Annotated in this window: 9 protein-coding genes; all 9 read left to right on the forward strand. The window is 71.7% G+C overall.

Annotated elements, in window-relative coordinates; translation table 11 throughout:
* Positions 1 to 72: 72 nt before the first annotated feature.
* Entirely contained in the window at positions 73 to 879 is an 807-nt protein-coding gene (locus D6682_05665; GenBank protein RMH51051.1) for a uroporphyrinogen-III synthase, read from the forward strand.
* A gap of 94 nt (positions 880 to 973) precedes the next feature.
* Positions 974 to 1,957, forward strand: a complete 984-nt coding sequence (hemB, locus tag D6682_05670; protein ID RMH51052.1) for a porphobilinogen synthase — start codon at positions 974 to 976, stop codon at positions 1,955 to 1,957.
* Positions 1,954 to 3,201, forward strand: coding sequence for a hypothetical protein (locus D6682_05675; GenBank protein RMH51053.1), 1,248 nt, complete (start codon positions 1,954 to 1,956; stop codon positions 3,199 to 3,201). The genes hemB and D6682_05675 overlap by 4 nt, the downstream gene beginning before the upstream one ends.
* A 910-nt stretch (positions 3,202 to 4,111) precedes the next feature.
* Positions 4,112 to 6,847 (forward strand): AsmA family protein, encoded by a 2,736-nt coding sequence (locus tag D6682_05680; GenBank protein ID RMH51054.1) that lies wholly within the window; start codon positions 4,112 to 4,114, stop codon positions 6,845 to 6,847.
* Between the two features lie 42 nt (positions 6,848 to 6,889).
* A complete protein-coding gene (locus tag D6682_05685) occupies positions 6,890 to 7,495 on the forward strand; it encodes a threonylcarbamoyl-AMP synthase (GenBank protein RMH51055.1) in 606 nt (201 codons plus the stop codon).
* 7 nt (positions 7,496 to 7,502) lie between these two features.
* The gene (locus D6682_05690; protein RMH51061.1) at positions 7,503 to 8,468 is read left to right on the forward strand and encodes an ABC transporter ATP-binding protein; all 966 of its coding nucleotides are present in this window, start codon (positions 7,503 to 7,505) and stop codon (positions 8,466 to 8,468) included.
* Positions 8,465 to 9,319, forward strand: coding sequence for an ABC transporter ATP-binding protein (locus D6682_05695; protein ID RMH51056.1), 855 nt, complete (start codon positions 8,465 to 8,467; stop codon positions 9,317 to 9,319). The genes D6682_05690 and D6682_05695 overlap by 4 nt, the downstream gene beginning before the upstream one ends.
* Positions 9,316 to 9,891, forward strand: coding sequence for an RnfABCDGE type electron transport complex subunit G (locus tag D6682_05700; GenBank protein RMH51057.1), 576 nt, complete (start codon positions 9,316 to 9,318; stop codon positions 9,889 to 9,891). Before D6682_05695 ends, D6682_05700 begins: the two co-directional genes overlap by 4 nt.
* Positions 9,892 to 9,919: 28 nt before the next feature.
* Positions 9,920 to 11,963, forward strand: a 2,044-nt coding sequence (locus tag D6682_05705; protein ID RMH51058.1) for an ATP-dependent helicase, incomplete at its 3' end; no start/stop codon positions are given.

Consider the following 11,963-nt stretch of genomic DNA (forward strand, 5'->3'; position numbering starts at 1 on the left):
GCGGCGGTGGCAACCCCCTCCACGGCTCGGTGGCGGGGGCGATGGAGGTAACCTATTGATTCTTCCCGTTTCATGACCGAGCCGGAGGGGCGGGACGCGGCGGTTGTGGCGCGCCTCGCCGGGCGTGTCGTGCTGGTCACCCGGGCGGCGGGACAGGCGGCGGCGACGGTGCGCGCCGTCGAGCGGCGCGGCGGACGGGCGCTCTGTCTGCCCTGTTTGGAGCTGCGCTTCGACGCGGAGGAGGCGGCGCGTGCGCTGGCGGCGCTGCGCTCCGGACCGGAGGTGCCGCTGTTGATCACCAGCAGCAACGGGGTGGCGAGCCTGCGCGCACATGCCTCCGATGCGGAGCTTGCGCGGCTGCTGGCCGGGCGGCCGCTCTTCGCCGTCGGCCGCAAGAGCGCGGCCGCCCTGCAGGCGCTGGGGCTGCGCGACTGCATCGTCCCGGAGGTGACCTCTCAGCTGGGGATGGCCGACTACTGGTCGCGCCACGGCTGGCCTACGCGGTTGATCTTCGTGCGGGCCGCACACGGTCGCGACGATCTGCCGCCGCTGCTGGCCGCCCACGGCTGCCGCTGCAGCCTCTTTGCCTGCTACGACAGCGTGGTGCCGGAGGGGGCGCCACCGTCGGAGGTGCTCGAGGCGCTCGACGAGGGCAGGGTGGACGCGGTGCTTCTGGGCAGCGGCGCCACCGCGCGCGGGCTGGTCTCCCGCGTGGGGATCGCGCGGGCACGTCGGCCGGTGGCCGTGGCGATCAGCGACCGGGTGGCCAGGGAGGCGGCGGAACTCGGTCTGCGCGTGCAGGTCGTGGCGCCGACGGCTAGCTTTGATGCCATGCTCGATGCGCTCGCGCGCCACCTCGATGGAGCCACATCGGCATGACGGTTGCGCCGGCATCCGCGGCCAGGAGGGCCGCGCTCCATGATTCCCGTCATGCAAAAAGTCCATGGAGGGACTTTTTGCGGTGAGATCAGTCATGACACTACCCACCCTTCCGCTGCGCATGCGCCGCATGCGTGCCAGCGCGGCGCTCCGCGCCATGGTGCGAGAGACCCTGCTCTCCCCGCAGGATCTGATCTATCCGATCTTCGTCGACGAGACCATCGACCGGCCCCGGCCGGTGGAGAGCATGCCGGGTGTCTCCCGGCTGCCGCTCTCCTCGGTGGCGGCGGTCGCCCGCCAGACTGCGGCGCTGGGGATTCCGGGGCTGATGCTCTTCGGCATCCCGGCGCGCAAGGATGCCGTCGGCAGCTCCGGCTGGGATGCCGACGGCATCGTGCAACGGGCCATCGCCGAGGCGAAGGATGCGGCACCGGAGCTGGTCGTGATCCCCGATACCTGCTTCTGCGAGTATACCGACCACGGCCACTGCGGCGTGCTCGACGGCGAGCGGCTGCTCAACGACGCCACGCTGAAGAATCTGCAGCTGGAGGCGCTCTCCTACGCCCGTGCCGGCGCCGACATGATCGCCCCGTCGGGGATGATCGACGGCATGGTGGCGGCGATCCGCAGCGCCCTCGACGAGGAGGGTTTCCAGCAGATTCCGATCATGTCCTACGCCGTCAAGTACGCCTCGGCCTGGTATGGTCCGTTCCGCGATGCGGCCGACTCCGCCCCCGGCTTCGGCGACCGCTCCACCTACCAGATGGATCCGGCCAACGGCCGCGAGGCGATGCGTGAGGCGGCGCTGGATCTGGCCGAGGGGGCGGACATCCTGATGGTCAAGCCGGGGCTGGCTTATCTCGATGTGCTGTGCCGGCTGCGTGATCGCTTCGACTGCCCGCTGGCCGTGTACAACGTCTCCGGCGAGTACGCCATGATCCGGCAGGCGGCGGCCAACGGCTGGGTGGACGAGCGGCGGGTGGTGCTGGAGACGATGACCAGCTTCAAGCGGGCCGGCGCCGATCTCATCCTCACCTACTTCGCGCTCGACGTGGCCCGCTGGCTGGGTGACGCATGAGCGGCGGCAGCGAGAGCACGGGGCAGCCCGAACAGACGGCGGCGGAGTCCGCTGAGCGCACGGCGCCGCGTGAGGATTCGGCATCGGCGCAGCCGTCCGAGCGGGAGCGCAAGGCTGTGGATGCCGGCGGTGACGCGCCGGCCGGGACCGGGGACGACGACGGCCGAAACGGGGCGATCGAGCCCGGTCCATCCGGGGATGATCCGGCTGATCCGGAGGAGTCGCAGGCGCCGCCGCCGCGCCGTGGCGGTGGCCATGGCCTCTCCTGGCTGTTGCTGCTGCTGATCGCCGCTGCCGCCGCGCTCTTTTTGGTGCCCAACCCGTGGCGGGATCCGGCGCGGCGGCTGTTGGCCGATGCCCGCCACTGGTGGCAGCCGACCATCGAGGGCGAACGGGCGCAGCCCCCAGTCCGCGCGGAGCAGGAGCCGGCGGCGCACCCGTCGACGGAGTCCGCCGCGGCGCCACGGCCCGCCGCCGGGCCGCAGCCGCCCCATCTCGTGGCGCCGCCGGCCGGGGAGGCGCCGGCCGCCCCGCCCCGCCCCGAAGTATCCGCCGAGGCGCCGCCGTTGCCCTCGACGCCGGTGGCCACCTCTGCAGGTCCATCGAACCAGGCGCTGGATGCGCTGCAGCGGCAGATGGAGCGGCTGGCCCGCAGCCAGGAGGCGCTCATCGCCGGGCAGCGGCAGCTGGCCCGCACCAGCCTCCGTGAGCAGTTGGCCCTGCTGGTCGCCGCCGCCGGCGATCTGCCGCAGATGGCCCGGCTGTGGCAGGGGATCGCCCGCCTCCCCGGCCTGGAGGAGGCGCAGCGGGCGCGGGCGCGGCGGCTGGGGGATGAGGCGCAGGCGCTGTTGCACCAGCAGCGGCAGTGGCACGACCGGCTGCAGCGGCTGGCCGACCGCCTCCACCACCCGGAGGCGCCCCACCGCATTTCGCTGCAGGGGATTTCGTGGCTGGCCGGCAACCCGATCGCCGCCTGGCTCGACCGTCAGTTCGTGCTCTACCGCCTGCCGTCGGATGATGCCCGTGCCCGGGAGCGGCTCGCCCGCCGGCTGCGGCGGATGGCGCAGGGCGTCGCCCGCGGCCATTGGCCGGAGGAGTCGGCCTGGCGGCGGACGCGGCGGCAGCTGGCCCGCTGGCTCGATCCGGATGCGCTCGCCCGGCTGCCCGAGGGGGGCGGGGAGGCCGCCGCCCGGCTGGCCGCCCTGGAGCGGGAGCAGCAACGCTGGCTGGAGGAGGTGCGCTGATGCGATTCCGGATCGGGCTGATGTTGCTGGTCGTCGCCGCGTTGGCGTTGGCGCTCTTCCCCTCGGTCGCGGAGCGGATGATGACCATCGAGATGTTGGGCTGGCACCTGGAGATGCGCCAGGGGCTCTTCTTCGCGCTGGTTGTGCTGCTGGCGCTGGCCCTCTGGCTGCTGGTGCGGCTGGTGCGGCTGTTGGCCGCCGGACCGCGCCGGATGGTCGATGCCTGGCGTGCGGGGGGGCGCAGGCGCCGGGAGGTGCGGCTGATCGATGCCTTGACTTCGTGGGTCAACGGCGTGCCGGTCGAGGGGGGGCGGGTGCGCGATGCCGCAGCCGGCCTGGTGCCGCCGTGGCTGGCCGAGGCGCTGGCCGTGCTGGTCGATCCGGCGGCGGATCCCCGGGAGGATGAGCAGCCGTTGATCATCGCACTGCGCGGGCGGCAGATGGCGCAGCCGGAGGGGGAGGCGCGGCTGTCGCTGGCGGTGCGGCGTGCGGTGGTGGAGCGGTGGCTGGCCCGTTTCCCGCGTGCGTTGCCGGCGCGGCTGCAGGCGCTGCGGCTGGCCGAGGAGGCCGGCGACTGGTCGGCGGTGGTGGCGCTGATCGAGCAGGCCCCGCGCGGCGTGGAGCTGCCGGATGGGGCGCGGCGCAAAGGGCGGGCACTGTTGCGCCTGGCCGAACGGGAGGAGCGGCCGCCGCTGTCGCTGTTGCAGCAGGCGGTGCGGCTCGACGACAGCGACGAGGCGGTGCTCGCCCTGGCCGCCGCCCATCGTCAGGGCGATGACCTCAAGTCGGCGCGCGGCGTGCTGCTCGACGCGCTCGACCGGCGCGATTCCATGACCATCGCCCGGGCGCTGGCCGCGCAGGAGGCGGCGTTCGACAATCCGCTGCTGGTGCTCCACATGCTGGAGAAGCGTTGCCGCAAGCAGGCCAACGTGGCACAGCGCTGGCTGCTGGTCGAGCTGGCACGGCAGGCGGAGGATCGGGAGCGGATGCAGCACCATCTGCGCCAGCTCAAGCGGAGCGCGGAGGGGGCCCGGCTGGCTTGGGCGCTGGAGGCGGAGCAGCACATGGAGGCTGGGGAGTGGGAGTCGGCCGCCCGCTGCTACCGACAGGCCTGCGCCGATGCTGGCGTGGGGGAGCGCCCGTGATCCGATTGCTGAAGTATGCGGCGCTGCTGGCGGCGCTGCTGATCGGTGCGCTGCTGGCCGCGCCGTTCGTCATTGATGTCAACGACTATCGCGATGAGATCGGCCGCCGGGTGGAGCAGGCCACCGGCCGCGCCTTCACCATCGGCTCGATCCGCGCCTCGCTCTTCCCGTGGATCGGGCTGGAGCTCAAGGATGTGCGCATGGCCAACGCGGCCGGCTTCTCCCGGCCCGATTTCCTGCGCGCCGGCGAGTTGCAGATTCAGGTGGAGGTGATGCCGCTGCTCGATCGCGAGGTGGTGATCCGCTCGCTGCGGCTGGTCGCGCCGCAGATCTTTCTGGAGAGGAACGCCCGCGGCGAGGGCAACTGGCGGGATTTGACCGGCAGCGGCGGCGCGCCCGCACCGGCCGCCTCGACGCATGCCCCAGTGCGGGGGGCGCCGCAGGCCGGGAGGGGGGCGGCCGGTGCTCATGCCCATGGCGCGGGGCTGTTGCGCCGGCTGGCCGCCCGCGCCATCGTGATCGAACGGGGCCATCTCGCCTGGCGGGATGCCGAGGGGCGGGGGCTGGATGTCGGTGACCTGCAGCTGGAGATCCACGACCTGCAGCAGGAGCGGCCGGTGCCGTTTGCCTTGTCGGCCACCGTCGCCGGCAACACGGTGCAACTGGACGGGCGGCTGGGGCCGCTCGGCAGCCTGGAATCGCTCGATCCGGCACGCATCCCGCTGCAACTGCATCTGCAGGCGCAGGCGGTGGCGCTGACCTCGTTCCGTTCCTTTACCGGCCCGCTGCCCGATGCGCTGGGGGGCGAGCCGGTGGCGGCGGTCGATCTCAAGCTGGAGCAGCGCCCGGACGGGATGCGGGTCTGTGCCGGCAGTCTGGGGCTCTCCAGCGGTGGCGCGCCGGCCCGGTTCGCCCGGATGAACGCCAGCTGGCAGGCGGAGATCAATTCCAGCTTTGATCTGCAACTGCGCTCGGCCTCGCTGTCGCTGGACGGGAAGCAGCTGATTCAGCTCAACGGCACGGTGACCGGGTTGACCGGTCATCCGCGCGCCCGGCTGCGGCTGAAGAGCGCTGCGCTCAGCCGGGAGTGGCTGGCCGGCTACCTGCCGGCGCTGAAGCAGCTCTATGCGGCCCATCCCGATCCGTGGCGCACGGTGCAGTTCGGTGCGCTGGTGCGCGGTGATGCCGACAAGGTGGCCTTCGAGGATCTGCAGCTGCTGCTCAACGGCGAGGTGCTGCAGGGCGAGGGCTCGTGGCGCGGCGGCAAGGAGCCGGCGGTACATCTGCTGCTTGCCGGTCGCACGCTTCATCTCGATCCATGGCTGCCGCAGCCGAAGCCGTCGGAGCAGGGCGACGCAACGCCTGTGGCCCCTCCTGAGCCGGCTGGTGGCGCGTTGATCGGCGGCAAGGGTACGGCGAAGGCCCCGGCAAACAGCGCCGAGCCCGATCTGCGCGGCTTTGCCAACTGGCAGATCGATGCCCGGCTGACCATCGACACGCTCACCGTCCACAAGCTGGAGATGCAGCATCTTCAGTTGACCGCAAAGGGGCGGCGCGGGCGCTACCGGCTCGATCCGCTGCGCTTCAATCTGGCCGGCGGCAAGGTGGAGGAGCGGGCCTCGATCGATATCAAACGCTATCCGCTGGCCTGGACCGAGTCGCTCCACCTGCGCGGGGTGCGGGTGCTGCCGGTGCTTTTTGCGCTGGCCGACACCGATCTGCTCGACGGCACGGTGGAGATGGAGACCAGCCTGAACGGCCGCGGTGCAGTGGCCGAGCGGGCGGCTTCGCGGCTCAACGGCAAGGGGCGGCTGAAGATCCGCGACGGGCGGATCAAGGGGATCGACATCGCCGGCACGCTGCGCAACCTGACCACCTTCGGTCAGCAGCACGGGCCGAAGCAGACCGACTTCTCCACCCTCTCCGGCAGCTTCACCATCGCGAACGGCCTGCTGGACAACCGCGATCTCTTCATCGCCTCGCCGCTGTTCCGGCTGACCGGGCACGGCACGGTCGATCTGGCCGCGAAGCGGCTGGACTACCACGCCAAGCCCAAGCTGGTCGGCACGCTCACCGGCCAGGGAGATACGCTGCCGGTGCGCAAGGGGCTGGCCGTGCCGCTCCACATCACCGGCAGCTTCGACAAACCGCGCATCACGCCGGAGATCGATCCCATGACCCTGATCAACAGCGTCGGCGGGTTGCTCAAGGGCGGTGCCTCGGGTGTCGGCTCGGTGATCAAGGGCGCCGGGCAGGGCGCGGGCAAGCTGATCGAGGGGGTGACCGGCGGCATTGGTGCGGGCGTGGGCGGTGTACTGGGTGCGGTGCTCGGCGGTGGTCAGGGGCGGCAGCCGGAAGCCGGCACACGCCAGGGCGCGCGGATCGAGCCGAAGCCGAAGGCGGCCCCGGGGCCGGCGCGCATCGCACCGCGCATCCAGCCGAAGAAACCGCAGCCGGCCACGCTGCCGCCGGCGATCGGCGATCTGCTCCAGGGCTTCTGACCGGTCGGGAGGGTCGCCATCCCCGTCTCCGGATATCGTCGTCTGCGTCTCCATCCCGAGCGTCCCGCCCTCCGACTGCTGGATCAGGCGGCGGCGGCGCTGCGCGGCGGTGCCTTCGCCGTGGTGGCGACCGACACCACCTATGCCATGGTCGCCGCGCCGGAGTCGCATGCCGCGCTGGAGGCGATCCGCCGTCTGCGCCGGCTGGAGCGTGGCCATCTCTGGTCGCTGATGTGCGCCGATCTGTCACAGGCCTCCCGCTATGTGCGGATGGACAACCCCGCCCATCGTCTGCTGCGCCGGCTGCTGCCCGGGCCCTACACCTTCATCCTGCCGGCCACCTCGATGGTGCCCCGGCGCCTGTTCGGCAAACGGCGGGCCATCGGGGTGCGGATTCCGCGGTTGCCGCTCTGCGCCGGGCTCCTGGAGCGGATGGATGGTCCGCTGCTGGCCACCACCATGCAGTTCCCCGACGAGGAGGGGCCGGCCTGTGACCCAGATCGGATCGATGAGCGCATCTGCGGCCATGACGCCATCCTCCTCGATGCCGGCTGGGGTGGGAGCGAGACCACCACGGTGGTCGATCTCTGCGGGGATGCGCCGGAGCTGATTCGCGCCGGCTGCGGGGAGTGGCCGATTGCCCGCTGAGCGGCCGCTGGTCGAGGTGGAGGGGCTGTCGCTGTCGGTGCAGATCGACGGTTGCCGGGTACCGGCGGTGAGCGATGTCTCCTTTCAACTTCACCCCGGTCGGGTGCTGGCGCTGGTCGGGGAGTCGGGCTGCGGCAAGTCGTTGACCGCGCAGGCGCTGCTGCGGCTGGGCGAATATCAGGGGGTGCGGCGCGAGGCGGGCGATATCCGGCTGGAGGGGCGCTCGATCTTCGATTTCGATGCCGGCGCGCTGCGCCGGATGCGCGGCGGCAAGCTGGCGATGATCTTTCAGGAGCCGATGACCGCGCTCAACCCGGTCTTCACCATCGAGAGCCAGATCTGCGATGTGATCCGCAACCATCTGGCGCTGCCGCGCGCCGCCGCGCGGGCGCGGGCGGTGGAGCTGCTGCGCTCGGTGGAGCTGCCGGAGGCGGAGGCGCTGCTGGGCAAATACCCCGGCGAGCTCTCCGGCGGTATGCGTCAGCGGGTGCTGATCGCCATGGCGCTGGCCGCGGACGCCCCCTGCCTGATCGCCGATGAGCCGACCACCGCGCTCGATGTGTCGGTGCAGAAGGCGATTCTGCAACTGTTGCGCGGGTTGCAGCGCAGCCGCAACCTGGCGCTGCTGCTGGTCACCCACGACTTCGGCGTGGTGGCCGAGCTGGCCGACGAGGTGGCGGTGATGTATGCCGGCGAGATCGTTGAGCAGGGCGGTGTGCGGGAGATCTTCGACCGGCCGGCCCATCCCTACACCCGGGCGCTGCTCGGCTGCCGGCCGGAGCGTGCCGCGCGCGATGCGCCGCTGCCGGTGATCGACGGCGTGGTGCCGCCTCCGGGCGCCTGGCCTGCGGGGTGCCGTTTCGCGCCGCGGTGCCCGCGGGCGGATGATCCCTGCCGGGCGGGGCCGGTGGCGCTGGAGGGGGGCGCGCATGTCGTGCGCTGCCTCCATCCGGGGGAGGATGCAGCGCCATGACGGCGATCGTCGAGGCCGAGGGGTTGCGCAAGTCGTTCGGCCGGTCGCGCTTCGGTCTGCGCGGCGATGCCGCTGGTGCTGCGCCGCCGGCGGTGGACGGCATCTCGCTTACCCTGCACGAGGGGGAGACGGTGGCGCTGGTGGGGGAGTCGGGCTGCGGCAAGTCGACCACCGCCCGCCTCATCCTGCGGCTGCTCACCCCCGATGCCGGCAGGATCTTCTGGCGCGGCGAGGAGGTTACCCGGCTCTCCGCGCGCCGCCTGCGACCGCTGCGGCGGCGGGTGCAGATGGTGTTCCAGGATCCCTTCGCCTCGCTCAATCCGCGCATGACCATCGAGGGGAGCGTGGCCGAGGGGCTGCGTGTACACCATCCCGGGCTGGGCCGGGCGCAGCGCCGCGCGCGGGTGGCGGAGATGCTGCAGGCGTGCGGCCTCGATGCGGATTGCATGGGGCGCTACCCCCATCAGTTCTCCGGCGGCCAGCGCCAGCGCATCGGCATCGCGCGCGCGCTGATCGTCCGCCCCGATGCGCTGGTGCTCGACGAGCCGGTCTCCGCACTCGATGTGTCGGTGCAGGCACAGATCCTCAACCTGTTGCGTGCGCTGCAGCGGCAGTACGGCCTGGCCTATCTCTTCATCTCGCACGATCTCGCCGTGGTGCGCCACATCGCCGACCGCATCCTGGTGATGCGCGCGGGGCGCATCGTCGAGGAGGGGGAGACGGATGCGCTCTTCGCCCGGCCGGCCCACCCCTACACCCGCACGCTGCTGGCCGCCATGCCGATCCTCCATCCCGATCAGCGTGAGACCGAACAGTCCACGGACGGACCTTTTGCGATCGCATCATCATGACCAAGGCTCAGTGGCGGATGGTCGGCGTGCTGACGGCGGTGGTCGCCGTCGTCGGGTTGCTGTTGGCGATCGCCTATCAGTGGAGCCGTGCGCCGATCGCCCGGGCGCGCGAGGAGGCGCTCCACCGCATGCTGCTGCAGGTGTTGCCGCCCCACGACAACGCTCCGGCGCGGACGCTGCTGCAGATCGACGGCCGACGGCTCTACGTCGCCCGCAGTCACGGTCGGGTGGTGGGCTACGCCTGGTCGCTGATGGCCCCCGATGGCTACGGCGGGCCGATCGAGATCCTGCTCGGTGTGCGCCCCGACGGTGCGGTGGAGGCGATCCGGGTGGTCCGCCATCTGGAGACGCCGGGGTTGGGGGACGGCATCGTCCGCAACCGCGCCTGGCTGGACTCCTTCGTCGGCAGGCGGCTGGAGGGGACCCGTTGGGCGGTACGGAAGGATGGCGGGGATTTCGATCAGTTCACCGGCGCGACCATCTCGCCGCGTGCGGTGGTCGCCGCCGTCGCCCGTGGATTGCGCTGGTTTCGGGATCATCGCGCGGCCGTCGGCCGGGCCGCCGCCCGCTGATGGTTGCCCCACAGCCGCCTCGGGATCGGTGGCGCGGGGTGGCTTCGGATCGCGGTTTGACGGCCCGATCGTGAGGCTCAACCCCGAGCAGTTGCGGGCGGTCACCGCCGGTGACGGGCCGCAGTTGATCCTGGCCGGCGCCGGGTCGGGCAAGACCCGCACCATCGTCCATCGGATCGGCCACCTGATCGCCGAGCGGGGGGTGGCCCCCCACCGCATCCTGGCGGTCACCTTCACCAACAAAAGCGCGCGGGAGCTCTCCCAGCGGCTGGAGGGGCTCATCGGCGATGGGGCCGGCGGTGTCGTCGCCGGCACCTTTCACGCCGTCTCGCTCCGGTTCCTGCGCCGCTTCGGCGAGCTGCTCGGCTACGGGCGCGATGCCCGGGTGCTCGACGGAGCCGATCGGCAGCAGCTGCTCACCCGCATGCTGCGTGCCGGAGGTATCCCCCCCGACCGGCTCCATCCCTCCTTCCTCGGGTGGTGGATCGACCAGTGCAAGAACCGTGGGGAGGTGTGGGCGGAGGCCCGGCCGGAGCAGGTCAACGGCGTCGATCTGCGCGCCCTCTACCGCGCCTATCAGGAGGAGCTCATCCGTATTGACCGGATGGATTTCGGCGACCTGCTGCTCAACTGCGTGCTTCTGCTCCGTCACCACGAGCAGGCGGCGGCATGGATGCGCGCCCGCTTCGATCATGTGTTGGTGGACGAATACCAGGATACCAATCCGGTGCAGCACGAATGGCTGCTGCGTCTCTGCCGCGACCACCGCAACCTGACGGTGGTGGGCGACGACGATCAGAGCATCTACGGCTGGCGCGGTGCCGATGTCGGCCACATCCTCTCCTTCGCCCGCCACTGGCCCGGGGCGGGGGTGCATCGGTTGGAGCGCAACTACCGCTCGACGGCAGCGGTGCTCGCGCTGGCCAATGCGGTGATCGCCGGGAGCGCCGAGCGCCACGAGAAGCGGCTGCGGCCGGTGCGCGGCGCCGGGGTGACGCCGCAGTTGCTCGACTGTTCGGGGGATCGTGAGGAGGCGGCGGCGGTGGCCGCCATGCTCCGGCGGCGGCGTGCGGAGGGGGTTGCGTGGTCGGAGATGGCGGTGCTCTACCGGGTCCATCGGCAGGCGCAACTGTTCGAACGGGCCTTCCGCATGGCGGGGATCCCCTGCCGGATCGTCGGCGGGGTCGGCTTCTTCGAGCGCAAGGAGGTGAAGGATGCCTTGGCCTACTGGGCGCTGCTGCACCGCTGCGCCGACTCCCTGCAGTTGCGCCGGATCCTCAATACGCCGCGACGCGGTATCGGTGAGAAGGGGGGCGCCGTGGTGCTGGAGGCGTTGCGCGCCAGCGGGCTGCGTCCGGCGGAGTGGCTGGATCTGCTCGCCGACCGGCCGGAGGGGCTGCCCGCCCCCTGCCGCAGGCTGGCGCCGCTGGCCGCCTTGCTGGTGCGGTTGCGGACTCAGGCGGAGGGGATGAAGGATGGGGGATTGTGGGCGCTGTTGGAGGAGAGCGGCTACCTGGCGTCACTGCGGGCGTTGGGGGAGGTCGAGTACGGCACGCGCGAGGAGCTGTTGCGCTCCCTGTCGGCGGCGGTGGTCGATGCGTTGGGGGCGGGGATGGATCCTGCCGCCTTCCTCGACGATGCGGCGCTGATGCAGAGCGGTGAAGAGCCCGTCGGGGAGGGGGAGGATGCGGTGTCGCTGATGAGCCTGCACCGCGCCAAGGGGCTGGAGTTCGACACCGTCTGCATCGCCGGGGTCGAGGAGGGGCTGTTGCCCCATCAACGGGCCGTCGACGAGGGTGGGGCGGCGCTGGAGGAGGAGCGTCGGTTGCTCTACGTCGGCATCACCCGGGCGAAAAACCGGCTGCTGCTAAGTCGCGCCCGCCGGCGCAGACTCTTCCGGGACGAGCTCCACCCCCGTCTCAGCCGCTTCCTCACCGCCCTGCCGGAGGGGCGGCTGCAGCGGGTTCCGGAGGAGGAGCTGCTTGGGGCGCCGGCGGTCGAGGGTGCCGCTGGATCGCCGATCGGCGTCGGGATGCAGGTGCGCCACCCCAGCTTCGGCGAGGGGGTGGTGA

Source organism: Zetaproteobacteria bacterium (assembly GCA_003696765.1).
Classification (GTDB): Bacteria; Pseudomonadota; Zetaproteobacteria; order Mariprofundales; family J009; genus RFFX01.